The following is a 24,509-nucleotide window of genomic DNA, read 5'->3' as shown; positions in this document are numbered from 1 at the left end:
GTATCCCTTTTTTGCTGTCCTACCCTTTCTGAGTCAGCAAACGTGGATGATCCAGAGCGTGAACAGTGAGTATTTACGGATAAAGGCGATCTGGATCAATGCTGCTATTCTTCCTGAGCGATCGCAGGAGTAGAACACTGCATTGAGATCTCCCGATTTCTGGGGTAGAGATAGAGCAACCTGAAAAAGTACTGAGAATCGAAGCTTCTAGGATCGCTACGTTGGCGAGAGCGATCGACCAGTCGATGAGTAGTGATCCGTGCGTCGGGCACACCTGTTTTGGCAACTAGCCAAGCAAGAGACTGATATTGTGCTCTGGTATAGCCGCTATGACTGCTTCTGTTCCCTCGCCCATCTGGCGGTGAAACCAAAGAGATGTGGTAAGCAAAGTTATTAACTGAAGCTGGAAAGTTTGGATTCGTTTTAACCGCTTCTTCTGTAGAACCCCCAAATGCTGAGTTGCCTGCCCCAAAGGCGCGCCGATCGGGCGGAACCATGTAAACGACCGTACCATCTTCTTTAATCAAAGTGTGGTAGCTCACCTGATCCGCATCTTTAGGATGCGAGGTTCGGAAATAGTTGATGGTTGACTTTGCAGAGCCAACAGTTTCATGTAAAACGACGATCGCATCATTTTGAACTGGCTTACCGTACAAGTCCTGAAGGAATCGTCTACCAAAGTTTGTTGGATGTGCCAAGATAACTTCTTCTCTAGGGCTGTAGCTCGGTGAGTCTGTAGATAAGTCTTTACTCGCTGCTGCATCTAAGCCTTGCCTAAAGCGGCTGAGCGGAAGTTGCCCTGTAACAGCCGGAAGTCGTCTATATTTGCTGGATGAGGTAGAAGGTCTGACAGCACAAGCACTGGATAATAATCCTCTAGTGTCTGCTGATGTGGGTTGGAGGGCAACGGTTAAGCTAGTAGAAAGTTGAATTCGTTTACCTTCTATCCATTCTGCGTCTCCAGCGCGAATAGTGACGAGCAGAACTGCTAAACCGAGAGTGACGATCGCAAGCGCCCGCAGAATTTTTTTCATAGTGAACTTGGCTAACTAGATGTAGAGAGCAGTAGCAAAACGTTTGATTCGGTCTTCCCTAGCTCAAAATAAGGGTCTTCTAAAGTTAAGCAAAGAGAGGCCTCAACTGAAAACATGTGTTCTAAATAACTCACGCCACCTAGAGATGACAGAGAAACTGTTTCATTCAAGTTTCATTCAAACGGATCAAACTCTACTGACGCTCTAACGCCGTCTTTGTTCTTCTAGTTTTGTGACTCGTTCTTTAAGTTCAATCACCAGCGTAGCCAGCCGATCAAAGCGTGAATCGGCGGAGGTAGGTTGTCTATAAACAGGCGGCGCAGTGGATGGTGCAGTTCCACTTGAGAGCGATCGGGCGGCGGCTAACTGGTTCACCTGATTTCTTAATCCCGCCAGATCTGTTTCAAGGCGCGAAAGGCGAGAATCGAGGCTAACTTGGGCGTGGACAGGCGACCAAGCGTGTACTGCGATTAGAAGAAAGATAGCCACTCCAGCAATTGGCGCTGCCAATCTCCGAAGGATTACTAACCATCGGTGCATCATACATTGTGCTGACGTTGGTTGACTGTTTCAACAGAACCTTATCTAGAAGCCCTTTGTCATCTAGCTCCGGGCTAGTTAGGAATTTGTTCACTGTTTTTAGAACTGCCATTCTTTGTCTTGATTTAGGAAAATTCATTCCTCATTCGTCACAGCATTCCTTATTTGTTACAGATTGAAGCGTTGGTGTAGTGATTGCCTCTCCAGCTCCTCTCCAACTTTTCTCAAATACGTCTACAATTCTGATGACTGCTACAAGATAATCCTATCGAGAATTTTTACTTCTACTGTAAATTCAGAGTTATATTTCTTAACTAGTTGTTACAATGTCAGAGAACTATTGTGAGCGAGGAACTCCATGTTCGGTGGCTTCACTGGTCTCAAAACACCTTCTAGTACAGACTTTGGCGAGCAAATGCTCAACAAAGTTGCTAGCCAATCGATTCGTCACCTTTTCTCTGAGAGCGAATCTGTCGATATTTCTGTGCGCTGTTTTCCGTCGAGCAAACTGCTTCAGGGTAGTATCGACAGCTTTAAAATGAGCGGACAGAAGCTTTTAATTCGCAAAGAGTTTTGGGTTGAAGACATGTGGTTCGAGACGGATGCTGTCTCGATCGATTTTGGCTCCATCATGTCAGGCAAGATCCGGCTTAAGCAGCCTACCCAAGCAGTAGCTCAGGTAACGCTTACGGAAGCAGGGATCAATCGTGCCTTCAAATCTGAATTAGTAGCGAAGCGGTTGGTTAATGTGACTGAGCCGACTCTGATGGACTTGTCGGGTGGAGAGCCAATTTCTTTCACTGATATTGAACTGAAGCTGTTGCCGGACAATCAGATCCGGATTTTTGCCAAAGCGGCTTTGCCTAATGGATCGGTTCCAATTAGCCTAACGTCTACGTTAGAAATTTCTCGTCGACGTCGCATTCTATTTCAAAACTCGCAGTTTGAGCCTGATGTTGTTCCCGAAGAGCAACGAGGGATTTCAGAGGTTTTGACGAACGCTTTTGCAGAAATTTTAAACAACATGGTGGATCTCGATCGCTTTGATCTCGATGGTGTGATGTTGCGCCTCAACCGTTTAGAAACCGAGGGCGATAAGCTCATCTTTAGTGGTTACGCCGAGATTGAGAAATTTCCAAGTAAAACTTGAGTGGGGAGTTAAAAGGCTTGGAGTGATTATTACTCGCAGGTTTCTGTAGGGACTAAAGAGTTGCTACTTACAGTTCTATTTTGTTAAACGATGCGATCGTCATTGATAATTGTTGGTTGTCAATGACCTACTCTATAGCCCTCTATGAATTGGATCATTACTAGCATTTGGTTGCTGCCCTTGCTTGGGTTTTCGATTCTAGCGGTAGCGCTGATTATTGAACGAATTGCGTTTTGGGTGAGAATCGGAAAGCGCGGCGATCGCTTTGTCCGAGAAGTTCTTGCCCTATACAAACGTAGTCCAAAGGGAGCATTTGCCCTGTTGGAGCAGAATACAGATTTGCCAATTGCGCGAATTTTTATAGCGGCTCTGGAGCTAGAGTACGCGACTCCCGAAGAATTTCGTCTAGCTCTAGAAAGTGCAGCTCAAGCCGAAATTCCTCTACTTAAACGATTTAATACGGTCTTTGACACGATTATCAGCCTTGCACCCTTACTAGGACTGCTGGGAACGATTCTAGGATTAATCACTTCGTTCGCGTCTCTGCAACTCGGTGATGTGAGCGGAACCAATGCTCAGGGCGTGACGGGTGGCATTAGCGAAGCTCTGACTTCAACAGCAGCAGGATTGGTCGTAGCAATTTTTACTTTAATGTTTGCAAATACCTTTCGAGGGTTGTACATCCGACAAATTGCTCGAATTCAGGAATACGGTGGACAGTTAGAATTGCTGTACCGTCGCCGCGGAGATGGAGTGCCTTATGCGTCTTCCTGAAGAACCCGATCTGCCCCCTCAAATCTATCTCGCGCCGATGATTGATGTGGTCTTCGCATTGCTGACGTTTTTCATTCTGTCTACGTTATATTTGACGCGATCGCAGGGTCTTCCTGTTTCGTTACCCAAAGCGGCGACTGCTCAATCTCAGAATACAGCGCAAATTGTAGTTAGTCTCGATCAAAAGGGCAATTTAGCGTTAGATAAGCAGGCCGTTAAACTCGATACTCTAAGCGATCGAGTCCGCGCATTACTAAGTAGAAACCGTCAAGCTGTTGTAATTATCAATGCCGATGAGCGGGTGAACCATGGGCGGGTAATTACAGTGATGGATCAGCTACGAACCATCCCTAATATCAGGCTGGGAATTGCAACTGAGCAGCCGTGATGTGGGTGCGGTTCTCTAGAGGCGCGATCGCTGGAGTATGCAGACGAGACGCATACATTTGAGTATCTAAAATTTTGAGCAGAAATAAAATTTGCGATTGGCTGAAGCTCCAGGTTCTGAAGAATGGTGCTAACAGGACTTGGCAATCGAACTTTGCGTAGCTTTAAAACATTTCAATGTTCTACAGATTTAATTAAACGAAAGCGACCGCAATAAAACTTTTCAAAACTTGGGGATCGATTAGCTCCCGTTATCAATCGCTACAGAATGTTTGAATTGAACCGAAACGAGATCCTGATATGATTCTGAAAAGTCCGCGCCTAAACACCGAATCAGGACGCAATTGAAGAAATCGATTCCCGCCTAGGGATCGCTACGATGGCAAACTGATTCCTAGTGACTATACGCAACGTCTTGTCGCCAAAGGGTAAAGAGCAGGTTAATGCCTGGTCACTCTGGTGATGTTTGCTTGGTAAGGTCTTGAACTAATTTTTACAGGAAGGGACATAATGTCTTACGCTCAAACTAGCACTCAGTCGAAAACTGGGTATAAAGCCGGGGTACAGGATTATAAGCTGACCTACTACACACCGGACTACACGCCCAAAGATACGGACGTTTTGGCGGCGTTCCGCGTTACTCCTCAGCCTGGCGTTCCCCCTGAAGAAGCAGGTGCAGCTGTGGCGGCTGAATCGTCTACCGGAACTTGGACAACGGTTTGGACAGACTTGCTGACCGACCTCGATCGCTACAAGGGACGTTGCTACGATATCGAGCCTGTTCCCGGCGAAGACAATCAGTTCATCGCCTACATCGCTTATCCCCTCGATCTATTTGAGGAAGGGTCGGTCACCAACTTGCTGACCTCCTTGGTGGGTAACGTATTCGGTTTCAAAGCGCTGAAAGCGTTGCGTCTAGAAGATCTGCGCATTCCGGTTGCTTACTTGAAGACCTTCCAAGGGCCTCCTCATGGTATCCAGGTTGAGCGCGACAAATTGAACAAGTACGGCCGTCCGATGTTGGGCTGTACGATTAAGCCGAAGCTTGGTTTGTCTGCAAAGAACTATGGTCGCGCCGTGTATGAGTGTCTGCGCGGTGGTTTGGACTTCACCAAAGACGACGAGAACATCAACTCTCAGCCCTTCCAACGGTGGCGCGATCGCTTCTTGTTTGTAGCTGACGCAATTCACAAAGCCCAAGCCCAAACCGGCGAAGTTAAAGGTCACTACCTCAACGTAACGGCTGGAACCTGCGAAGAGATGATGAAGCGGGCTGAGTTCGCGAAAGAACTCGAAATGCCGATCATCATGCACGACTTCTTGACGGGTGGTTTCACCGCCAACACCTCGCTGGCACACTGGTGCCGCGACAACGGAGTGTTGCTGCACATTCACCGCGCTATGCACGCCGTGATTGACCGTCAGAAGAATCACGGTATTCACTTCCGCGTGTTGGCGAAGTGCCTGCGGATGTCTGGTGGAGACCACATCCACACCGGAACCGTTGTCGGTAAGCTTGAAGGAGACAAAGCGGTTACCCTCGGTTTCATCGACTTGCTGCGGGAAAACTACATTGAGCAAGATCGTTCACGCGGTGTCTATTTCACCCAAGACTGGGCATCGATGCCGGGTGTGATGGCGGTTGCGTCTGGTGGTATTCACGTGTGGCACATGCCTGCTCTTGTAGAAATCTTTGGCGATGAGTCGGTGCTTCAGTTTGGTGGTGGTACGCTGGGTCACCCCTGGGGTAACGCGCCTGGTGCAACGGCAAACCGTGTAGCGCTCGAAGCGTGCGTTCAAGGACGTAATGAAGGTCGCGACCTGATGCGTGAAGGCGGAGACATCATCCGTGAAGCGTGCCGTTGGTCTCCTGAACTTGCTGCTGCTTGCGAACTGTGGAAGGAAATCAAGTTCGAGTTCGAGGCACAAGATACGATCTGATGAACCGAGATGAGGGACGCCTGCGGCAACGCTGTGCAACGAAGGCGGAACTGATATTCTTGAACTTCATCCCTCATCTCTCCTAATTCATCCCTCCCCTATGGATCTCAAGCAAATTGCGAAAGATACGACCAAGACGCTGATCAGCTATCTGACCTATCGGGCTGTGCGAGTTGTTCTAGAGCAGCTAGATGAAACTGAACCAAAACGAGCGTACTGGCTTCATCAGTTTTCCGCGCGGGAAAGCATTCAAGATGGAGAGCAGTTCTTGAGACGCCTTTTTTTGGAAAAGCCAGATCTGGCGTTTAGAATCTTGACGGTGAGAGAACATTTAGCGAGCGAGATTGCGGATTATTTGCCAGAACTGTTGCAGAGCGGTATGCAGCAGGCAAACATGGAGCAGCGCAAACAGCAGTTGGAGCGGATGACGCAAGTTGACTTGAGTGGTGATGCGCCTGCGGAACCATCCGAGACAGCCTCGGAGGAGCCTGAGGCGACCTGACCTTGATCTGTTACTAAGACTTTATTTACTTCACGCCTGAGGGAATCCATGAGAACTTTACCGATTGAGCAGCGTTACGAAACGTTTTCTTATTTGCCTGCTCTGACTGATGCTCAAATTGCGCGGCAGATTCAGTACACGCTTGATCAGGGCTACTTCCCCTGTATTGAGTTTTCAGAAGCTCCGACTCCTCAAGAGTATTACTGGACGATGTGGAAGCTGCCGTTGTTTAACGCGACTTCTCCTCAAGAAGTGTTGAATGAAGTGCAACAGTGCCGTTCTGAGTACGGTGGCTCTTACATTCGCGTTGTGGCATTTGACAACATCAAGCAATGTCAAGTGATGAGCTTTATTGTTCATAAGCCCGGTGCTAAGAACAGTGGTAGCGGCTACCGTTATTAATCAGCGGACTTAATAGGCTGTGATGATCGCTTTACAAAATTTTGTGCGATCGTAGCTTAATATTAAAACAAGGGGAGGAAAATCATTTTCCTCCCCTTGCCTGTCTGAAGCATCGTAAAATTCAAGCATCAAATACTCTCACAGTGCAATACTTCTGTTCCCTACATCGCATTTCAGATAAAAAAGAAGTTGGCCTTTCTATCTGAAATGCGATGTAGGCGTGATCATATGAGCAAATAGATTAAACACTACTTCTGCGATGACAACTGATTACAACTGAGAGGCGGAAAGCCGTCCTTCAATCGGTTCATATTCATCTTCTAACAGCCAATGTTGCGCTTCGTCGTAGCTAGAACTATCAAAGATCATCGCATAATTTTGAGCAGGATCAAAAACGCGGCAACGACCCGACTCATCCCCTAGTAGTAGGAGAATGTAGGGCGGGGACAGCATCGGCTCAATCCAAACCTCAGCAAACTGCCACTCATTCTTGGCTGGGTCGGGTACGGGGAATGACGTGATATCGGTTTTTTGCATCTATTTTGACCTCACCGTAGAATAGAGAAACCGTTGAACCGTCCGGATCAATTCGATTACCAATCGACTCGGTAAAGAGCAGACCATAACGCTCATATCTCCGAACGACACCTGTCCATTCTCCCCTATCGATAATCGCTTGAGTAACGATGAATTGAGTTGCTTCGTCATTGAATACATGAGCAGATCTGCCTCGTCTCAATAGCCGCCGCACTGGAGCAGTATCGGGTAAGTGTTTCGCAGAATGTCTAAGGTCAAGAAAAATTTCACGATTAATAATTCCACTCATATTAAATTTTTAATATAATTCTTTTAAGTAAATAGGCTGAATCAAACATAAGAATGACTGAAAGTTTTATCAGTCGCGGCTTATGTGCAAAGTAATTGCGCCCATCTGCTTATTATATCATTAAATCATTTAATTAAGTAACTCCTTTAATCGCTCTATTTGCTGTAGATGATAGTCGATTTTTCTCTGTATAGCTTTCCTAATTAACTCATCTTCAGACACTACATCAACCGGTTCAACCGTTTCTATATAATCGCGTCTTGATGCGACTGCATCACTTAAGTAATACTTTCCATGGGAGTCTCGACAAATGTATTTCGCACGGAACGCATTAGAAACGGTTACTTTAGGTACTCCTGCTATCTGCGAAACCTCTGAGTCACTGTAGTGCCTTTCTGGATCTTGCTTCATAACAGCTATAACTTTTCCAATGTTAGATTGGGGTCTAGGACTTTTGAAATTCATCACTGTGTAAGTTAAATATTTTCTTATTAATTATACTGTAAGGATTTCATATTATTAAATGACTCAAAACAAAAGATAAGCTCATGTTTGGGCGAGATCGCAGATGGGAGGTGAGGCATTTGCGATCGCACATTCCAAAACACCCGAACTGTTACAAATTCTGGTGAAGTGGCAAGACTAGAGAATAGTGATCCGCTGCACAAAGGTTCTGCTGGATGTACGACTCGCCCTGGCGACGCTCCACAGGATCGCGTTAACCGTTCTCCCGCTTTGCCAAGGAGCAAATAATATGGAATACAGCATTCCAGAACTTGACAGTGTTACCCGTCAGCTAATGAGCCTAGAACGTCCTAAAAAAACCAAAATGCTTGTCGTAGACGACGAGCCGGATAACTTAGACCTACTTTACCGGACGTTTCGACGTGATTTTCACGTCCTCAAAGCAGAAAGCGGCGTTCGGGCATTGGAACTACTGGCAACCGAAGGCGAAGTTGCCGTGATTATCTCCGATCAGCGAATGCCTGAAATGAAAGGAACCGAATTTCTCAGTCGGACGGTTCCACAGTTTCCTGACACGATGCGGATTATTTTGACCGGATTTACCGACGTTGAGGATCTCGTTGAAGCGATTAATTCTGGACAGGTGTATAAATACATTACCAAACCGTGGGACCCGAACGAGTTGAAAGCGGTGGTTCAACGCGCTGCCGAAACCTACGATTTGCTGAAGCAGCGCACCGAAGAGTTGCGGCGATCGCAGTCGCAAACGGCTTTACTTTCTACACTCATTCAGATTGCTCAAGAAGTGACCACTGTAGACAACAGCCTTGAATTGATGGCAACAGCCTTTGGCAAAAGCTTCTCGGCAGATGGTAGTCTTCTGCAATTAGTTGAAAACGGTGGACTGGTATCGACCTACGGCAGCTACAGCCAGGAGGGAGAACTTGAAAATTGGCTAGAACGTGATCCGATGGTGAAAGACGCGATCGCCTCTAAGAAAATGCAGGTTTCCGTCAATGTCCCGGCCGATACGGCGTTGTCTGAAGTGTCGCACTACAGCAATTCTGGTACTCAGGCACATCTCATCGTTCCCATTACCTATTGCGGCAAAGTTCTTGCAATTTTATCTCTGCAATGGCAACAGCCATGTGTTTTCCGGGAAGATGAGCTATTTCTGCTGCATTTAGCGGCGCAACAAGTGGCGCTAGCACTCATTTGCACTCAGTCTAAGCGGGTTATGGCTCAAGTCTAAAGTAGGACTTCTATAAAAAACTGATCAGCCGTGATAGCGGATGTAGCGGATGGAATTTGACCATAATTCCATCCGCTACATCCGCTACATCCGTTACAAATGTTGCTACCGTGATGCCTGTCTTCTAAATCTTGGTTCGGCATGTCCCAAACGAACCCTTCAAAACCTAGAATTTTAGAGGGATCTCGTCCAATGTATTGCCTCTCAAACCGAGATTTTAACTAATGACGGCTGATAAAGTTCAAGCTCTTTTTAATCGCATTGCACCCGTTTATGATCAACTGAACAACTCGCTGAGCTTTGGTCAGCACCGCATTTGGAAACGGATGACGGTCAAATGGAGTGGGGCGAAGCTGAGAGATACGTGTTTAGATTTGTGCTGTGGAAGTGGTGATATTGCCCAACTGCTGACAGAGAAGGTCGGCAGAACGGGGCAGGTGTATGGAGCTGATTTTTCGGCGGCGCAACTTCAAGTGGCCCGCGATCGCAGCGAACGTCGTTGCCTCAAACCTCCGATTCACTGGGTCGAAGCCGATGTTTTAGATCTCCCCTTTGCGGATGGTCTATTTGACTGTGCCACGATGGGCTACGGGCTACGCAACGTCACCGATATTCCCCGCAGCCTCAAGGAAATTCATCGCGTCCTCAAATCGGGTGGAAAAGCGGCCATTCTCGATATGCATCGTCCTGAAAACGCTTGGGTTCGGGTTTTTCAGGAGTGGTATCTTGACGAAGTTGTCGTTCCAATGGCGCAACGCTTTGACTTTACGGAAGAGTACGCCTACATTGCGCCTAGTCTCGATAAGTTTCCGATTGGCTCTGAGCAGATTGAACTCGCGTATCAAGCAGGTTTTTCAAGGGCAACACACTATGCGATCGCGGGCGGTACGATGGGAGTGTTAGTTATTCAGAAGGAATGAGGGATGAGGGATGAATCAAGAATTCAGTAGGAATTGAATTTGATATCCCGCTTAACGCCCTTTCATCCCTCATCCTTCATCCCTCATCCCTCTCTACGCCTGTGGATCTCTCGACAGTTTGGCTCCTTGCGGCTCCTCCTATTGTGGGTGGCATTATTGGCTATTTCACCAACGATATTGCCATCAAAATGCTGTTTCGCCCTTATCGGGCACTTTACATTGGCAAGCAGCGGCTTCCGTTTACACCGGGCCTAATTCCGCGCAATCAAGAGCGATTGGCGAAGCGTATCTCTGACACGATCATGGGGTCGCTGCTGACGCCAGAAGAATTGCAGAATTTAGCAAGGCGGTTACTGCAAACCGATCGAGTTCAAGCCGCGTTGCTGTGGTTGCTGCGGCTGTCGCTCGATCAACTTGAAGCAGATAAAGAGCAGAAAACGGCAAAAATTTTGGCGAATATTCTGCGAGATTTGTTTGGTCAATCTCTGCCTCGGCTGTTAAAGGTGTTGGCGCGGCGAGAAGACTTTCTGGAAGATCAGCTAAACCACATTTTTGATCAAATCATTCTGGAATTTCAACTGACCGATGACCAAGCTGGAAAGTTGGCAGAATGGATGCTCCAGACGGTGGTTCCGCCCGATGTGCTGCGGCAAACCTTGATTGATTTCCTCACCGATCGCAATATCCAGGTGATTGACGAAGGCTTCCGGGAAAAAACAAGTGGCACCTATTGGGTGGTTGCCAACCTGTTCGGCATTCGTAATTCACTGGTTCGGTTGCGGGCGTTTTGTCTAGATGAAAAAGAAGCGTGCAATTCGGTTCTGGCAGAATTGATTTTTTCGCTCGGCGTGAAACAGCGTTTAAAGGAATGGATGCAAAACCTGTCGTTGCAAAATCTTCCGGTTTCAACGGTTCGACAACTGCGCAAGACGATGCGAGATAGTGTCCGCACCTATTTGCAAGATAAAGGCTCTGATGTGCTTCAGGGCTTAAGCGGCTCTGTGGATTGGCAGAACGTTGCTTCAGTTGTTTTGAGTCGTCTACAAACGTCTGAAGCGGTTAACGAGTCGCTAGGAGTCGTGAGTCAAGAGTTGGCGTTAATCTTAGAGCGTTACTTAGAGAAAGATCTAGAAAAAATTGTGGCGGAGGCAATCCCAATTCTCAATATTGACCAGGTGATTACCGATCGCGTCAAAGCGACTTCTGCGGCTGATTTAGAAACCGCGATCAACGGCATTGTGAGGAGTGAACTGCAAGCGATCGTGACGTTGGGCGGTATTTTAGGGTTTGTGATTGGTATTCTCCAATCGGGCGTCCTTCTATTGCGTTAAGCTTCTTTTAGTTGGGGCGGTGCGCTGAGGGCGGCTTCGACCTGCTCTACGATCGCAGTCTTCTCCTCATACAACAGAACTAGATGGTCTCTAGCACGAGTCATTGCGGTGTAAAGTCCCGCTTTTTCTTCAAAGTCGCGATCGTCAAGTTCTTCTGTTCTATCAATTGTTCTATCAATTCTAACTAAAATTACCGCATCAAACTCTACTCCTTTAACCGCATTCCAAGAATCAACAATCACAAAGGGACGATGAACGATGTGGGTCATCCGTTCTCCCGATTTTAGGGGCGCATGATGGTTGATTCCAAGGTTCTGTAGCGCTTTGCTGATAGCAGATTTCAGCGATTTTGCAGAGGTATGAGTGGGAGGAACCAGGATTGCGATCGACGATTCAGAATGCGTTGTTAACGCCATTTGTACTTGTGCTGCAATTTCCGTTGCGATGTGTTCGCGATTGATGTGCAACAGCAGTGGAAAAACGCCTGAACTTCTGGAAAGTTTTTTCTTCGGTTCAATAATTTTGTCGATCGTTGGACTATTTTCGCGCTGCGCTGTCTTCATTCCCGCTTCATCTAGCGCAGGTTGAATAAACCACCATGCCAGTTCTAGAATTTCCGGTGAATTTCTGTAGTTAAGGTCAAAGACCTGCGATCGCCCAACGACTTCAATTCCTAACTTTGCCCAACTCCAGCCGCTTTTTCTACGATGCGCTTGCCCGTAAACCGATTGCGTATTGTCGTAAACGAAAAATAGAGAATTGGTTTGCGAATCCAAAACCTTCAGTACCGCCCCAAACCACTCATCGTAAAAGTCTTGTGCTTCATCAATCAGAATGGCTTGATATTTCAGCTTAGACTGTTCAGCCAGCTTGATGATCTTCTGCCTTGATGTTTCATTCTGGTCAAAGTTATAGCTGTACCTCAGTCGATGCGCCCACTGATGGAAGGTGCAGCATTCAGCTTTGACGCCCTTGTGAGTCAATTGAGCTTCGATCCATCCTTTCATGAAGCGGTTGTAGGACAGCACTAAGACCGATTCATAATTGTCTTCAACAATCTTTTCAACGCGATCTTTTAGAACGAGCGACTTCCCTGACCCGGCGACACCCCGAATAAGAGAGTGTCCTTTCATGTTGAAGTTCTTTGCTTTGGTTTGCTCATCGTTTGGGTGTGTGTGGATCAACCGTTGCTTCACCGTTTGCTGAAAGTCGATCCATTGCATAACCGTACTCCATTTCATCTGGTCGAAGAGTACCCAGACGAAACTATAGGCGAACACTAAACAGGACTGAGGCAAAGGCTTCTCACGGGCATCGAAGCTGATTAACAGGTCTACACCACTGCCCAGATGTGATAACGGATGTAGACTCAAAATCTCTTATCGGTCTGCTCCAAATCTGGTTTAAAGTGAGATCTAGCGTTTTCAGGCTCAATTCATGAAAGTCGCAGTGACAGGGGCAACGGGTTTTGTTGGCACACGATTGGTGGAACGATTGCAGTCAGAGGGACATTCCACTGTTGTTTTGACGCGCAGTGCATCGAGTGCAGAAAAAGTGTTTCCCAAATCGACCTATTCCAATGTTGAGATTGTGGCGTACAACCCAATGGAGTCGGGGAGTTGGCAAGATGAGATCGCAGGCTGTGACGGGGTTGTGAATTTGGCAGGAGAAGCGATCGCCGAGCAACGCTGGACGCCAGAGCGAAAACAATCCTTGATGGATAGTCGAAAGATCACAACTCAGAAAGTTGTAGAAGCGATTGCTAAAGTGAACTCGAAGCCGTCTGTTTTGGTCAATGCATCGGCGATCGGCTTCTACGGCACGAGCGAAACGGCCACCTTTGATGAAACGAGTCCATCGGGCAATGATTTTTTGGCAGAAGTGTGTCAGGCGTGGGAAGCAGAAGCCAGTAAGGTCAAGGAAAGCGGCACGCGACTCGTGATTTTGCGGTTTGGAATTATCTTAGGGATGGGCGGCGCGTTGGGTAAGTTGTTGACGCCGTTTAAATTGTTTGCAGGCGGCCCAATTGGGAGTGGAAGGCAGTGGTTTGCTTGGATTCACCGGGAGGATGTGGTGAATTTAATTCTAAGAGCGCTAACGCACTCAGACATGGAAGGAGTTTACAATGCGACGGCTCCGAAGCCGGTTCGCATGGCAGAGATGACGACGGTGTTAGGTGAAGTAATGAATCGTCCATCGTGGTTGCCAGTTCCAAGTATTGCGTTAGAGGCGCTATTAGGTGATGGTGCAAAAGTTGTGCTAGAAGGTCAAGAAGTTTTGCCAAAACGAACGTTAGCGAGTGGATTCGAGTATCAATATCCAACGATTCGGCAAGCGCTAGAGAATATTCTGAGCTAAATCGCTTCAGTTGAGCAGACTCTGGAAACACGATCGCGTGTAACTTCAAGTTTAGCTATCTGGACTGAACCGCTTTGCAACCCAACTGCTGATGCCGCTTATGAGTGCGCCTGCCATCAAAATGCCGAGGGCGGGTTGCATGACGGGTTCCCAGAGTTTGTACCAGAGATTTAAGCCGAGAGAGACGTTTGCAGTGTGACCAATAACCGCGATCGCAAGCCAAACAAAGCTAAATAACACAAAGAATAGATCCAGCATCAGCGCTAGATTTAACCACTTAAAGAATTGTTCTTTCATAGATGACAGCGTAACAGTACCTCTGTTCACGTTACCAAAAAAGAGGGCTACCTCTGACGTGTCAGGGCAGCCGTATGATTATTAAATGGTGATTAAATGCCGATATTGAGAACAGCAGAAGCTTAAAGTTCTTCAAATTCAAATGGAGCAGAATCTTTCTTATGAGACATTTGCAAATTTGCAGGATCAACATAGTGGCAAACCGCATCGCTAAGACAAATCACCGCCCAGCCTGACTCAGCAATTTCGACCAACTTGTAGCCCGACGCATGTTGCACAAAGTAGCCCTTGTGATTCCGTGTACCTGCTCTAACACCTACATATTGAGTTTCCATTGCCAAATGCTCCTTAAGCTAGGTTAAAATTCAAGTAGTCGGGTGGAGCGACTGTTATGATTTAGCATCATAACTATTAGTTAAACCCGCTCCAGAAGGATCTGAAAAGCTCAGCTTGGGTTTGTTAGCATTACTCGGAAGTGCCTTTCTTAAAGCAGAAAGCCCTTCTAAATCCGATCTGTTGCTAACTGAAAGACTGTGATCAATGGAATGAATTCCTTTGATTTCTAGATACTATCATCCTGTTTCTAAGAATTCCATTAACTTATGTTTGATCGTGTTACAATGTATAAATCATTCTGGTTCTTAAATAAGGCGAAAACTCCCCAAATTTAACTTCACGGTAGTTAAGAAAATTGCTATAAATCAGATGTAATAGTAAGTTTGGGGATCGCTATTGGGTTCACTAAAAAAGAGCCAGCCGAAAAGTGCTGACCCTAGACAGTGTGAATAAATTTGAAGCAAAGATCAGAATTCTGCCACCCATGCTTTTACCCGCTCTAAGCTTTTCCAGTTTGGCTTGCGGGCGAGTCCATCCTCAATATTCTGCATGACTTCTTCTTTCAGCTCGGGCACTGCCATTGTCAGTTGTTGCGTGATTTCAATGTGAGGTCGAACGCCGGATTTTGATAGCTCTAACATCGCCAGCACCAAGTTCACGCGGGCTTGAGGATCTTGAGGATTGATCTTGACGGCTTTCTGTGCCGCCGTCAATGCAGGCGTCGGTTTATCAGTTAAAAGGTAGAGCCACGCGAGGCACGTCCAAGCGGCACTCGTTTTGCGGGAGCGATCGCAAATTTCCTTAAACATAGGAATCAGTACTTCCGGGTCTTCTCCAGCTTTGTAGCGTTCTAGTCCCTCATCGAATAAGGCTTCAACAGTTTGAGTCATGATCAGGCTAAGCGGTTAAACAACACGTTAAACAAAAAATCATTCGCCACTAAGGACGAATGACTCACACTGTATGATGACAGGTTTTCAGTTACGCAGAAAAGGACTTGCCGCAACCGCAGGTTTGATTTGCGTTGGGATTGGTAAACTGAAAGCCACCGCCAATCAAGGCATTGCTGTAATCCAGCATCAAGCCGTACAAATAAAGTAGGCTCTTTGGATCGCAGATCACCTTGAAGCCATCGTAATCATAAACTTCATCATCAGGACGGATATTGCTCGGCTCTTCAAAATCCATCGTGTAGGACATGCCAGAGCAGCCGCCGCCTCGCACACCAACACGCAAACAGAGATCCTTGCCCTGCTGGTCGCGCAGCATCTTGACTTGCTGAACGGCAGTTTCGCTCATCAGAATGCCGCGTTGAGATTGATTTGGTTGAGACTGTGTTGCTTGTGTCATCTTGCGCGATCGCTCCTTATAATAAGCCGATCAAAATTGATGCTTGCTATCTAAATTACTATTCTATCGATTCTTTCGCAAAAATGAACCCCTGCTTGCGTCTCCAAATCTTTGCTAAGCGCACCCGCTCTCAAATGTCTATGCTGGTAGCAGCACTTCGATGCAAATAAATTAGACATCCAGTGTCGGAATGACGTTATCCGACTAAGATGAAAGCTACGATTCGTGTGAAAGTTGCGTTCTCGGTTCACTCACTTGGTTATGAATGGTCTTAATCCTTCTACTCGTCGGCGATTGCTGGAGCTACCTCAAATTCAAAGCGTGTGGGAGGGTGATCGGCGATCGTTCTCGCAAGACTCAGCGACAGATACTCCTTGGAGCGATCCAACTTTGGCAAAGCCCCCAGCAGATGGAGAGTGCATTCTCTGGGTAGATGGGTCGCAGGGCATGGTGCGATCGATGGATGTTGTACCGCTGGAAACGGGGCACGAAGCGATCGTCCGGACTCTGCTCCGGGCAATGGAGCATCCTCACAATCCGGCAAAGCCTGCTAGACCGCAAAAGATTGTGGTGCGCGATCGCGAAACCCTATTTTATTTGCGCGGCGTTCTTCAAGATCTAGACATTACGTTAGATTACGTTCCCGATTTGCCGCTGATTGACGAAATCTTTCGAGGCTTTCAAGAAACCTCGAATAGCCGTCCACCGTCGCTGCCGCCCGAACATGCAGAGGAACTGCTAGAACGGGCTGAGCAACTTTGGAATGATGCGCCTTGGGAATTGTTAGCCGACCATCAAATTTTAGAGCTTGAAGTCAATCGGTGGGATTTGAAATCGGTGTATGCCTCTGTGATGGGCATGTTGGGCATGGAATACGGCGTGTTGCTGTATCGATCGCTCGATTCGCTGCGGCAGTTTCGGGAGCGGGTGTTGTCGCAAGACTCCATTGAACATATGGAGGAAGCGTTTTTAGGACAGGACTGTTTGTTTTTGACCTATGAAACGGAAGGAGATGACGAGGAATTTGATCAAGACTTTGAGTTAGCTGAGTTTGCTGAGCCAGAGCTAAAGCCTGTGTTTGGCAACTTGCATCCGCTAGAAGGCATTCGCTCGTTTCTCTACGACGAAGAAGCGATCGCATTTTCCACGATTTTAGAAGCGATGCATCGCTTCCTTAAACAGCATCGCCGCAAACTCGAAGGCGACAACTTTCCTGCAATTTCTAGCCGCTACAAGATTTCTGCTGAGGGAGCGTCTGTTTCTATCAAAGTATCGACCCTGCCAGATGTGGCAGACGAACTGTTTAGCCTGGTGGATGAGGCGGACGATGAGATCGACATGCCTGTGATTCGCGACGACTTAGTGCCGGAGAATGCGTTTCTCAGTCTGGGTGTGATTCCCTGGGAGATGGTGGAACGGATGCGATCGCAGCTTGATCATTACCAGCCGGGTGAACCAGCGGAAGCGGGAGAAGGCTTGCCCGTAATTTTGATTCAAACGTCGCGCCCAAAAGCAAAATCGATGATTGAAACCATTGCGGCGGCAGGCGGTATTCGAGGGATTTGTTTTAATCCGGGTGCCGATCCGTTTATGGGCGATCACTACGATTTGGGACTGTTTCAAACCCAAAACGGAGAACTTCATCTGTTTGGTGAGTTTGGAGAAGACGATCCAACCCACGTTCAGGCCCGCAAGAAGTGGGAGCAGCGCTGCAAGAAAACGAAAGGCTATTGCGGTTTGGTCATTGCGAAGGGATTGACGGGCGCCAGTCGAGGCAATCCAAACCTTAAAGATATGATGGCACTGTTTGAGGTTGAGGCAATCTCTTCAGACGAGTTGGGACTCGGAACTTTGGAACGGAAGCTTGCGGTGGATGGGCTGAGATGATGGCTCGCGATGGGCTAGGACGGTCAAGTAATTGCGAATTGCACCAACGCTGCAAGTTCTGAAGGAACGGGCGGGCTGTTTGCCTAGTTTACACCAGCAAGATATCTCAATTCATCGTTTTGAGCAGTGCTGTGACGTGCGCTTTCAGATACGCGATGTGTTAGCTAAATATTAACTTTTGCATCTATATCCGTGTATGCTGCGTGAGCGGTTCGAGTCTTGCGTTGTGTGATTTGGTCTTAGATGAGACGAAGCAATAGCGATCGCACCGCTCAAAATAATCAGATTGCGATCGCGAGGGATCATTGCTAGAAGCTTAAGAAACCGTGAGATCTGATCAGGAAAACTGATTTTTTAAGCATTAATACTCAGTATTTTTTGAAAGAATTGAGAAAAAATTCCGAGATCCATATAAATTAACGGTTTCAGGGGTTCACATTCCTGCAACAACCTATAGAATAGGTCATTGAAAAATCGAGAAAATGAGCATTCAAGCCGATCCCAGCCGATCCTCTTGACTTACCTTGATTTTTCTTACTTCTGTCTCAACCTGAGACAAATAACTAAACCATCCGTCATTCTGAGGAAATTAGTATGAACAAAGGTGAACTCGTTGATGCAGTTGCAGACAAAGCAAGTGTGACTAAGAAGCAAGCTGATGCCGTTTTAACCGCCGCGATCGAGACGATTGTTGAAGCGGTTTCGACGGGTGATAAAGTAACGCTGGTAGGCTTCGGCTCGTTTGAGTCCCGTGAGCGCAAAGCACGGGAAGGACGCAACCCCAAAACTGGCGACAAAATGGAAATTCCGGCGACTCGCGTTCCCGCATTTTCGGCAGGAAAGCTGTTTAAGGAAAAGGTTGCTCCTGAAGCCTAATCTATTGTTCAAGTTCGCGTATTGGCAGAAAATCACTTGGCTCAACCCGTGCATGGAGGAAACTTACAGTGGGCAGCATCGATCGCTGACTGCTCTCCTTCGGCAATTCTTGATTTTTCTGCCAGTATCAATCCCTTGGGTCCACCGCAATCGGCGGTTTCGGCGATTCAAGACCATCTCTCAACGATTCGGGACTATCCAGACCCAGAGTATCGGCAGGTACGATCGCGCTTAGCGCAACTTCATCAGGTGTCGCCAGACTGGATTCTGCCAGGAAATGGGTCCGCAGAGTTGCTCACATGGGCAGCTTGGGATTTGGCAGCGCTAGAGGCCACAACTCTGGTAACGCCTGCTTTTGGAGATTACTTTCGGGCATTGAATGCCTTTGATGCAAAGGTTGTGCGATGCCCGCTTGCTGTTGAGCTAGGGGAACAAGGACTGTCACACCTTGACCCCGTATTTCATCGCTCTGGGCTGCTTCTAAACAATCCTCATAACCCAACGGGTCAACTGTTCAGGAGAGCGGCAGTCCTGCCCCTGCTAGAGCGGTTTGAGTTAGTTGTTATCGATGAAGCGTTTATGGATTTTCTGCCCAACGAGCTAGATAGCTTGGTCAATGAGGTGCAGAACTATCCCAATTTAGTTATTTTGCGATCGCTCACGAAGTTCTACAGTTTGCCAGGATTGCGGTTTGGCTATGCGATCGCCCATCCGGAGCGGCTCAAAGCGTGGCAACAACGCCGCGATCCGTGGTCGGTCAATACGTTTGCGGCAGCGGCAGCCGAAGCTTGCGTACAAGATACAGCGTTTCAGAAACAGACGTTTGATTGGTTGAAGAGCGCTCAGAAGCAATTATTTGATGGGCTTTCGCGAATTTCAGAACTGTCGCCTCTTCCCAGTGCCGTTAACTATTTTCTAGTGAAATCGAACTGCTCAGTCTCGACGCTTCAGCAAGAATTACTGAAGCGCCATCAAATTTTAATTCGCGATTGTTTAAGTTTTCCTGAACTCGGCGATCGCTATTTTCGGGTGGCCGTCCGGTTACCTGAAGAGAATAATCTTCTCTTGGATGCTTTAGCGAGTGTATTACACTGATGCACTAAGCGATGTACTAAGCTGGCAAAGCGATAAGTTACGAATAATACTATGTCTGTTGATTATGATTTGGTGATTATTGGAAATACGATCGCAGGGTTTCATGCTGCATTGCAAGCTGCACAGTCACGGGCACGAGTTGCTTTAGTGCAGCAAGGTTGCCAACCTCAATTCAGCCGTCATTCTGCCCTTTCAACGCTGGGAAATACCTTTGATTCTATTGAGCGAATGAATGCCTTGCGGGTCTATGCTGATCCGATCAAGACGAGTTCGCTCTCGTGGGCTGAGGTCAATGGGTGGATCGATGCGATCGCGCAGGATCAACAAGAACTCTATTCGCCAACGATTCTTGCCAGTATCGGGGTCGAGTTTATTGAACAGTCGGGTGAATTTTGCCGCAAGCCGCAGTCTGGATTTGTGGTGAATGGTCGAGTGCTGCGATCGCGCGCTTTCTTGATCGCGACTCGTCATCGCCCCAGAATTCCTGAGATTGACGGTTTACAAACGCTCGATTACCTCACGTCCGAGTCTCCGATCACCCACTTGCCAAAATCGTTAGCGATCGTCAGTCATTCTTCGACGGGTGCTGAACTCGCTCAAACCTATGCTCGATTGGGAACTGAAGTTACGCTGGTTGTGAATCAGCCTCAGATTATTCCGAATGCCGAGCCGGAGGTCGCGTTCCTTCTACAAGCTACGTTAGAAACAGAAGGGGTACGGATTCTGAGCGGCAAAATTATGCAGATTAGAACAGCGGATGGTAAAAAGATAATTCAAATTGGCAATCAAACAATAGAAACAGATGAAATTCTGCTGGCAATGGGTTGGGAATCAGAACTAGCAACGCTGAACTTAGAAGCGATGGATGTGCGATTGCCCATGAAAACCAATGCAAGGTTGCAAACCAATAATCCTCGCGTTTACTATTGCGGCAGTTTCGAGGCAGCCGTCGCGAAGTATGAAGCTGCGATCGCGGTCAAAAATGCTTTATTCTTTCCGAGACACAACGCTAGATATAGTGAAGCCGCTAAAATCGCGTCAACTGATCCAGAAATCGCTTGGATAGGATTGACGGAATCACAGGCGATTCAGAATTATGGTAAAGATGTTGTCGTCTTACGCCGATCTTTTACAACGCTACTGAAGCCGCAGCTTAGAGGGAAAACAACAGGGTTATGTAAACTGATTGTGCGTCGCAATGGGCAAATTTTAGGCGCGCATATTGTTGGGTTAGACGCGGGCGAAAGTTTGAGTGCTCTTGCGATCGCAATTCAACACAAGATCAAACTCCAACAGCTTCAAACGGCATTTCCCTCGCCTACTCTATCCGAGATGATTGGTCAATTAGCCACCGATTGGAAAGAGCATCGATCTCAACGCAATACGTTTCTACAAGACAGTGTGGCAAGCTTTTTAGCGTGGCGACGCTCCATTTCCAAGTGAAATTGACTCACTACAGAGCGAGAATTAGTCTAACAACGCTTGAGATAACGAGATCCTCTGAATGCAGCCTATTCTTACCAACGACTTTCAAACCCAAGCCAAAATTCTCGGCAGCCTCATCGCTCTGATGTGGGGACTAGAGATTTTTGATCAACTGCTGCTGCAAAATCGCTTAAATCTTCTAGGGATTCGTCCCCGGAGCCAAACTGGGCTGCGCGGAATTTTGTTTGCACCGTTACTGCATGGCACTTGGAACCATTTAACAGCGAATACGGTTCCGTTTGTGGTCTTGGGTTGGTTTGTGATCGTTAGAGGCATTGAGGAGTTTGCGATCGCGACTGCTGTTCCTTGGGTGTTGAGTGGGTTAGGAGTTTGGCTGTTTGCCGGACGCAATACGCTACATGTAGGCGCGAGTGGAGTTGTTTTTGGCTACTTTGGGTTTCTGCTGTCGCGGAGCTATTTTGAACAAGATCTGTTGTCGGCGGCAATTTCACTGATTGTTGTTCTGCTCTATGGCCCGCTAATTTGGGGCCTTTTGCCCACGCGACGTGGAATATCTTGGCAGGGGCACTTGTTTGGGTTTATGAGTGGTGTTCTTACGGCTCGCTATCTGCCCCAGTTAACCCAGTGGTTTGAGAAGATTTTGAACTGAAAATTGTTATACGAATAGAAAGTTTCTTTCTTCCTAAAGCATTGCTCCTTGGTCACGATGAACGGTTGCTTGGCGTCGATGGACAGTTGCTTGGCGTCGATGGACAGTTGCTTCGTGTCGATGGACAGTTGCTTGATATCAATGGACAGTTGCTTTGTGTCGATGGACAGTTGCTTCACACTGATGCATCGTTCTGTTTTGTCGATGAAATCATGCTTGTTGCTGATGGGTACATTCTATTGCGTCGATGAACCGTTGCTTCGCTAAAAAGAAACGTTCCTATCTTGAGATAGAAACGTTGTGTCACCCAATAGATTGAACCAGTTTAGAGGAAGGTTTTCCGATCGCGAGTGATCAAGAAGCCTCAACAGGGATAGATTCTGAATTGGATTCCGCCGTATCTTTCTTATTACGACGGGCAAACTGCTGCTTGAGTTGCTCTACAACAATCTTCATCCCTGGCAGATCGTCATGAGCTTTAACGGCGTCGTAAACCTTCAGAGCGGCTGTATACGCCTCACCTTGGGCAGCAAAAAAAGTGTCATCGACCAAGCTTTGGAGTTCAGTGAGTGCAATTAGTACTGGATAGAGTTCCTCTATCAACTTCACATCTTTGTACATTTCTTGCACATCAAACGATCGCGGTAGACAATCCGAATGTTGCTGTGCGGCAGTTAAGCAATTGAGCATAAAGCCTCGGCTACGATCGCCAACTTTCGGCGAGGCTTTGCGTTCTTCTGCGCTCAAATGTACCAGGAATGGCATGGCTTGTTTGATCGTGTCGATCGCGCCCATGACGGCTTGGCGATCTTCTGGGCTTAAAGTGGCACTGACTCGATTTAATGTCATATATATTACATAGAATGGTGTTCTTTACTTAGATAGCCTTGTTGCTGGTGCATCGTCGAGGGGGTCAGACACCCTACGATCGCATAGTATGGGGAACAAGCACGTTCTACCATTGCCCGATCGATGTCTTCTCAGTTTCAGCCCTATCTTCAGTCGATCGCGGCGACTTATGAAAAGTGGTCGGAACTCTACACGCTGACCGACGCGCAGGGCAGAGAGAAGATTAGAGCAAAACAGTCTGCGCCGTTTGATTTTGGCTTGATAGTGCAGACGGTGAAGCGGGAGGAGCGAGAACAGCGGAACGAAGAAAAGGTTGAACGATTCCCAGTTCTCGAAGGGATTCGTCAGTATGCAGACCAGCACGTTTTGCTCGTTGGGCGACCGGGTTCGGGAAAGTCTACGGCGTTGGCACGGTTGATGCTGGAAGAGGCGGAGGCAGCCCTCACCCCCAGCCCCTCTCCCAAGCTTGGGAGAGGGGAGGAAGACTGGCGAATTCCAGTACTGGTGGAATTGCGCTACTGGCAAAGCTCGATCGAACAATTAATTCTCAATTCGTTGGCTCGTCACGGGCTATCGGCTGACCAATTTGAAGCGGTATTGTCTCGATCTCTAATTCTCTTCGATGGGGTGAATGAATTGCCGTCGGAGGAAGCGCGATCGCAGCTTTCAGCGTTTCGCCGCAATCGTCCCAAACTGCCGATGATCTTCACCACGCGAGATTTGAGTCTTGGGGGAGATCTCGGCATTGAAAAGAAGTTAGAAATGCAGCCGCTTACGGAAGCGCAGATGCAAGCGTTTGTTCGAGCGTATTTGTCGCCAGAGCAAGCAGAACAGATGCTGCGGCAATTGAAAGAGCGATTGCGAGAGTTTGGACAAACACCGTTGTTGTTGTGGATGCTGTGTGAATTGTTTCAGCAGACGGGCACGATTCCAGAGAATTTGGGATTGGTGTTTCGGGAGTTTACCCAGGGCTATGAGCGGTATTTGAAAGAAGATGTGCGGATTGAGGGCGATCGCGATTGGTGGAAGCCTGTGCTGCAACAGTTGGCGTGGGTGATGATGCAGGGGGAAAAGCCGACGGAGATTCGGGTTGCGATCGCAAAGGAAGAGGCGGTGAGAGCGATCGCTCAATTCCTGAATGGGAAAGTGGCGTATGCAGAAGATTTTGCGCGGAAGTGCCTGCGGGATTTGCAGAAGCATCATTTGGTTCAGGCAGGAACGAATCCTGAGGAGCTAGAGTTTCGGCATCAATTGATTCAGGAATATTACGCGGCGGAGTCTTTGCTGAATGGAGTTGCTGGGCTAGAGGATGAGTTACTAAAGCAGGATTTTTTAAATTATCTGAAGTGGACAGAGCCTGTGGCGTTGATGTTGGCATTAGTAGAGGATGAGACGCAGACGGTTCGAGTTGTGAAGCTGGCGGTGGAGGTAGATTGGAGATTGGGAGCAAGACTAGCGGGAGAAGTGAAGCGGGAGTTTCAGGGGCAGACTGTCGGACTAATCAATGCTTTGAACGTGACGACTTGGTTAAAGGTTAAGCTTCTGGGAGAGACGCGATCGGACTGTAGCATTGAGAGCTTGCTGCAACTCGTGGAAGATTCCGATTCCAATAAGCGTAGGAGTGCGGCAGAGGCGTTAGGCATGATAGGCAGCGAACAGGCAATTCCTGCATTACTGCAACTCGTGGAAGATTTCGATTTCTATGTGCGTAGGAGGGCGGCAGAGGCGTTAGGCAAGGTAGGCAGCGAACAGGCAATTTCTGCATTACTGCAACTCGTGGAACATTCCGATTTCTATGTGCGTAGGAGGGCGGCAGAGGCGTTAGGCAAGGTAGGCAGCGAA

27 protein-coding genes are annotated in these 24,509 nt (G+C 47.6%); 17 read left to right on the top strand and 10 right to left on the bottom strand.

The features are described from left to right. Positions 1–104 precede the first annotated feature (104 nt). Together AC5I6P_RS24330 and AC5I6P_RS24325 are read right to left on the bottom strand one after the other, a co-directional pair. The gene (locus AC5I6P_RS24330; RefSeq protein WP_495696354.1) at positions 105–1,034 is read right to left on the bottom strand and encodes a peptidoglycan recognition protein family protein; all 930 of its coding nucleotides are present in this window, start codon (positions 1,032–1,034) and stop codon (positions 105–107) included. Between the two features lie 204 nt (positions 1,035–1,238). Continuing rightward, positions 1,239–1,577, bottom strand: a complete 339-nt coding sequence (locus AC5I6P_RS24325; protein ID WP_495696353.1) for a hypothetical protein — start codon at positions 1,575–1,577, stop codon at positions 1,239–1,241. A gap of 355 nt (positions 1,578–1,932) precedes the next feature. Between AC5I6P_RS24325 and AC5I6P_RS24320 the strand changes: the two genes are divergently transcribed. The 6 genes from AC5I6P_RS24320 to AC5I6P_RS24295 all read left to right on the top strand — a co-directional run bounded on the left by AC5I6P_RS24320 (position 1,933) and on the right by AC5I6P_RS24295 (position 6,730). Beyond that, on the top strand, positions 1,933–2,724 hold the full coding sequence (locus AC5I6P_RS24320; protein ID WP_495696352.1) for an LmeA family phospholipid-binding protein: 792 nt from the start codon (positions 1,933–1,935) through the stop codon (positions 2,722–2,724). Between the two features lie 144 nt (positions 2,725–2,868). Beyond that, positions 2,869–3,498 carry a MotA/TolQ/ExbB proton channel family protein gene (locus AC5I6P_RS24315; protein WP_495696351.1) on the top strand — a complete coding sequence of 210 codons (630 nt, stop codon included), beginning with the start codon at positions 2,869–2,871 and terminating at the stop codon, positions 3,496–3,498. Continuing rightward, complete coding sequence (locus AC5I6P_RS24310) at positions 3,485–3,886, top strand: ExbD/TolR family protein (RefSeq protein ID WP_495696350.1); 402 nt, start codon at positions 3,485–3,487, stop codon at positions 3,884–3,886. Before AC5I6P_RS24315 ends, AC5I6P_RS24310 begins: the two co-directional genes overlap by 14 nt. A gap of 509 nt (positions 3,887–4,395) precedes the next feature. Then, the gene (locus tag AC5I6P_RS24305) at positions 4,396–5,826 is read left to right on the top strand and encodes a form I ribulose bisphosphate carboxylase large subunit (protein WP_495696349.1); all 1,431 of its coding nucleotides are present in this window, start codon (positions 4,396–4,398) and stop codon (positions 5,824–5,826) included. Positions 5,827–5,926: 100 nt separating this feature from the next. Beyond that, on the top strand, positions 5,927–6,328 hold the full coding sequence (rcbX, locus tag AC5I6P_RS24300) for a RuBisCO chaperone RbcX (protein WP_495696348.1): 402 nt from the start codon (positions 5,927–5,929) through the stop codon (positions 6,326–6,328). A gap of 48 nt (positions 6,329–6,376) precedes the next feature. Then, positions 6,377–6,730: a ribulose bisphosphate carboxylase small subunit gene (locus AC5I6P_RS24295; RefSeq protein WP_495696347.1), complete on the top strand. Its 354-nt coding sequence runs from the start codon at positions 6,377–6,379 to the stop codon at positions 6,728–6,730. Between the two features lie 270 nt (positions 6,731–7,000). Here AC5I6P_RS24295 and AC5I6P_RS24290 read toward each other — a convergent pair whose 3' ends face one another. Next, a complete protein-coding gene (locus AC5I6P_RS24290; RefSeq protein ID WP_495696346.1) occupies positions 7,001–7,183 on the bottom strand; it encodes a hypothetical protein in 183 nt (60 codons plus the stop codon). Positions 7,184–7,214: 31 nt separating this feature from the next. Beyond that, positions 7,215–7,556, bottom strand: coding sequence for a DUF6972 family protein (locus tag AC5I6P_RS24285; RefSeq protein ID WP_495696345.1), 342 nt, complete (start codon positions 7,554–7,556; stop codon positions 7,215–7,217). 754 nt (positions 7,557–8,310) lie between these two features. On the opposite strand from AC5I6P_RS24285, the gene AC5I6P_RS24280 reads away from it, so the two are divergent. From AC5I6P_RS24280 to AC5I6P_RS24270, 3 genes are all read left to right on the top strand, one after another. Beyond that, positions 8,311–9,273: a response regulator gene (locus tag AC5I6P_RS24280; RefSeq protein WP_495696344.1), complete on the top strand. Its 963-nt coding sequence runs from the start codon at positions 8,311–8,313 to the stop codon at positions 9,271–9,273. A 224-nt stretch (positions 9,274–9,497) separates the two neighbouring features. After that, entirely contained in the window at positions 9,498–10,193 is a 696-nt protein-coding gene (gene ubiE, locus AC5I6P_RS24275; protein ID WP_495696343.1) for a bifunctional demethylmenaquinone methyltransferase/2-methoxy-6-polyprenyl-1,4-benzoquinol methylase UbiE, read from the top strand. 101 nt (positions 10,194–10,294) lie between these two features. After that, entirely contained in the window at positions 10,295–11,524 is a 1,230-nt protein-coding gene (locus AC5I6P_RS24270; RefSeq protein WP_495696342.1) for a DUF445 domain-containing protein, read from the top strand. On the opposite strand, the gene AC5I6P_RS24265 is transcribed toward AC5I6P_RS24270, so the two are convergent. Beyond that, positions 11,521–12,747, bottom strand: a complete 1,227-nt coding sequence (locus AC5I6P_RS24265; protein WP_495696341.1) for a UvrD-helicase domain-containing protein — start codon at positions 12,745–12,747, stop codon at positions 11,521–11,523. The genes AC5I6P_RS24270 and AC5I6P_RS24265 overlap by 4 nt on opposite strands. A gap of 214 nt (positions 12,748–12,961) precedes the next feature. Here AC5I6P_RS24265 and thyD point away from each other — a divergent pair, with 214 nt between their 5' ends. Beyond that, complete coding sequence (thyD, locus tag AC5I6P_RS24260; RefSeq protein WP_495696340.1) at positions 12,962–13,882, top strand: thylakoid membrane protein ThyD; 921 nt, start codon at positions 12,962–12,964, stop codon at positions 13,880–13,882. Between the two features lie 51 nt (positions 13,883–13,933). Here the strand turns inward: thyD and AC5I6P_RS24255 are convergent, their stop codons facing one another. The 4 genes from AC5I6P_RS24255 to AC5I6P_RS24240 all read right to left on the bottom strand — a co-directional run bounded on the left by AC5I6P_RS24255 (position 13,934) and on the right by AC5I6P_RS24240 (position 15,865). Then, on the bottom strand, positions 13,934–14,179 hold the full coding sequence (locus AC5I6P_RS24255; RefSeq protein WP_495696339.1) for a DUF8620 family protein: 246 nt from the start codon (positions 14,177–14,179) through the stop codon (positions 13,934–13,936). A 122-nt stretch (positions 14,180–14,301) separates the two neighbouring features. Then, positions 14,302–14,514, bottom strand: coding sequence for a hypothetical protein (locus AC5I6P_RS24250; RefSeq protein WP_495696338.1), 213 nt, complete (start codon positions 14,512–14,514; stop codon positions 14,302–14,304). A gap of 468 nt (positions 14,515–14,982) precedes the next feature. After that, entirely contained in the window at positions 14,983–15,405 is a 423-nt protein-coding gene (locus AC5I6P_RS24245) for a tetratricopeptide repeat protein (RefSeq protein WP_495696337.1), read from the bottom strand. A 91-nt stretch (positions 15,406–15,496) separates the two neighbouring features. After that, on the bottom strand, positions 15,497–15,865 hold the full coding sequence (locus AC5I6P_RS24240; RefSeq protein ID WP_495696336.1) for a HesB/IscA family protein: 369 nt from the start codon (positions 15,863–15,865) through the stop codon (positions 15,497–15,499). A gap of 261 nt (positions 15,866–16,126) precedes the next feature. Between AC5I6P_RS24240 and AC5I6P_RS24235 the strand changes: the two genes are divergently transcribed. From AC5I6P_RS24235 to AC5I6P_RS24210, 6 genes are all read left to right on the top strand, one after another. Further along, complete coding sequence (locus AC5I6P_RS24235) at positions 16,127–17,752, top strand: DUF6930 domain-containing protein (protein WP_495696335.1); 1,626 nt, start codon at positions 16,127–16,129, stop codon at positions 17,750–17,752. Positions 17,753–18,346: 594 nt separating this feature from the next. Continuing rightward, entirely contained in the window at positions 18,347–18,628 is a 282-nt protein-coding gene (locus AC5I6P_RS24230) for an HU family DNA-binding protein (RefSeq protein ID WP_495696334.1), read from the top strand. A gap of 21 nt (positions 18,629–18,649) precedes the next feature. Further along, positions 18,650–19,723, top strand: a complete 1,074-nt coding sequence (cobD, locus tag AC5I6P_RS24225; RefSeq protein WP_495696333.1) for a threonine-phosphate decarboxylase CobD — start codon at positions 18,650–18,652, stop codon at positions 19,721–19,723. Positions 19,724–19,774: 51 nt separating this feature from the next. After that, positions 19,775–21,166, top strand: coding sequence for a dihydrolipoyl dehydrogenase family protein (locus tag AC5I6P_RS24220; RefSeq protein WP_495696332.1), 1,392 nt, complete (start codon positions 19,775–19,777; stop codon positions 21,164–21,166). A 61-nt stretch (positions 21,167–21,227) separates the two neighbouring features. Beyond that, complete coding sequence (locus AC5I6P_RS24215; RefSeq protein ID WP_495696331.1) at positions 21,228–21,818, top strand: rhomboid family intramembrane serine protease; 591 nt, start codon at positions 21,228–21,230, stop codon at positions 21,816–21,818. Between the two features lie 41 nt (positions 21,819–21,859). After that, positions 21,860–22,069: a hypothetical protein gene (locus tag AC5I6P_RS24210; protein ID WP_495696330.1), complete on the top strand. Its 210-nt coding sequence runs from the start codon at positions 21,860–21,862 to the stop codon at positions 22,067–22,069. 103 nt (positions 22,070–22,172) lie between these two features. On the opposite strand, the gene AC5I6P_RS24205 is transcribed toward AC5I6P_RS24210, so the two are convergent. After that, complete coding sequence (locus tag AC5I6P_RS24205; RefSeq protein WP_495696329.1) at positions 22,173–22,667, bottom strand: hypothetical protein; 495 nt, start codon at positions 22,665–22,667, stop codon at positions 22,173–22,175. Between the two features lie 123 nt (positions 22,668–22,790). On the opposite strand from AC5I6P_RS24205, the gene AC5I6P_RS24200 reads away from it, so the two are divergent. Then, positions 22,791–24,509: NACHT domain-containing protein (locus AC5I6P_RS24200; RefSeq protein WP_495696328.1), on the top strand; the 1,719-nt coding region annotated here is incomplete at its 3' end.

It is taken from the genome of Myxacorys sp. (assembly GCF_059501405.1).
This window is presented reverse-complemented; position numbering and strand designations above follow the sequence as displayed.

What these genes read in the sequence shown, in the direction of transcription:
- AC5I6P_RS24295 (WP_495696347.1), top strand. Translation starts at nt 6,377, where the DNA reads ATGAGAACTTTACCGATTGAGCAGCGTTACGAAACGTTTTCTTATTTG.
- AC5I6P_RS24245 (WP_495696337.1), bottom strand. Translation starts at nt 15,405, where the DNA reads ATGACTCAAACTGTTGAAGCCTTATTCGATGAGGGACTAGAACGCTAC.
- AC5I6P_RS24235 (WP_495696335.1), top strand. Translation starts at nt 16,127, where the DNA reads ATGAATGGTCTTAATCCTTCTACTCGTCGGCGATTGCTGGAGCTACCT.
- rcbX (WP_495696348.1), top strand. Translation starts at nt 5,927, where the DNA reads ATGGATCTCAAGCAAATTGCGAAAGATACGACCAAGACGCTGATCAGC.
- AC5I6P_RS24325 (WP_495696353.1), bottom strand. Translation starts at nt 1,577, where the DNA reads ATGATGCACCGATGGTTAGTAATCCTTCGGAGATTGGCAGCGCCAATT.
- AC5I6P_RS24240 (WP_495696336.1), bottom strand. Translation starts at nt 15,865, where the DNA reads ATGACACAAGCAACACAGTCTCAACCAAATCAATCTCAACGCGGCATT.
- AC5I6P_RS24205 (WP_495696329.1), bottom strand. Translation starts at nt 22,667, where the DNA reads ATGACATTAAATCGAGTCAGTGCCACTTTAAGCCCAGAAGATCGCCAA.
- AC5I6P_RS24310 (WP_495696350.1), top strand. Translation starts at nt 3,485, where the DNA reads ATGCGTCTTCCTGAAGAACCCGATCTGCCCCCTCAAATCTATCTCGCG.
- thyD (WP_495696340.1), top strand. Translation starts at nt 12,962, where the DNA reads ATGAAAGTCGCAGTGACAGGGGCAACGGGTTTTGTTGGCACACGATTG.
- AC5I6P_RS24250 (WP_495696338.1), bottom strand. Translation starts at nt 14,514, where the DNA reads ATGGAAACTCAATATGTAGGTGTTAGAGCAGGTACACGGAATCACAAG.
- AC5I6P_RS24265 (WP_495696341.1), bottom strand. Translation starts at nt 12,747, where the DNA reads ATGCAATGGATCGACTTTCAGCAAACGGTGAAGCAACGGTTGATCCAC.
- AC5I6P_RS24220 (WP_495696332.1), top strand. Translation starts at nt 19,775, where the DNA reads ATGTCTGTTGATTATGATTTGGTGATTATTGGAAATACGATCGCAGGG.
- AC5I6P_RS24290 (WP_495696346.1), bottom strand. Translation starts at nt 7,183, where the DNA reads ATGCTGTCCCCGCCCTACATTCTCCTACTACTAGGGGATGAGTCGGGT.
- ubiE (WP_495696343.1), top strand. Translation starts at nt 9,498, where the DNA reads ATGACGGCTGATAAAGTTCAAGCTCTTTTTAATCGCATTGCACCCGTT.
- AC5I6P_RS24230 (WP_495696334.1), top strand. Translation starts at nt 18,347, where the DNA reads ATGAACAAAGGTGAACTCGTTGATGCAGTTGCAGACAAAGCAAGTGTG.
- AC5I6P_RS24315 (WP_495696351.1), top strand. Translation starts at nt 2,869, where the DNA reads ATGAATTGGATCATTACTAGCATTTGGTTGCTGCCCTTGCTTGGGTTT.
- AC5I6P_RS24255 (WP_495696339.1), bottom strand. Translation starts at nt 14,179, where the DNA reads ATGAAAGAACAATTCTTTAAGTGGTTAAATCTAGCGCTGATGCTGGAT.
- AC5I6P_RS24305 (WP_495696349.1), top strand. Translation starts at nt 4,396, where the DNA reads ATGTCTTACGCTCAAACTAGCACTCAGTCGAAAACTGGGTATAAAGCC.
- AC5I6P_RS24215 (WP_495696331.1), top strand. Translation starts at nt 21,228, where the DNA reads ATGCAGCCTATTCTTACCAACGACTTTCAAACCCAAGCCAAAATTCTC.
- AC5I6P_RS24330 (WP_495696354.1), bottom strand. Translation starts at nt 1,034, where the DNA reads ATGAAAAAAATTCTGCGGGCGCTTGCGATCGTCACTCTCGGTTTAGCA.
- AC5I6P_RS24280 (WP_495696344.1), top strand. Translation starts at nt 8,311, where the DNA reads ATGGAATACAGCATTCCAGAACTTGACAGTGTTACCCGTCAGCTAATG.
- AC5I6P_RS24285 (WP_495696345.1), bottom strand. Translation starts at nt 7,556, where the DNA reads ATGAGTGGAATTATTAATCGTGAAATTTTTCTTGACCTTAGACATTCT.
- AC5I6P_RS24320 (WP_495696352.1), top strand. Translation starts at nt 1,933, where the DNA reads ATGTTCGGTGGCTTCACTGGTCTCAAAACACCTTCTAGTACAGACTTT.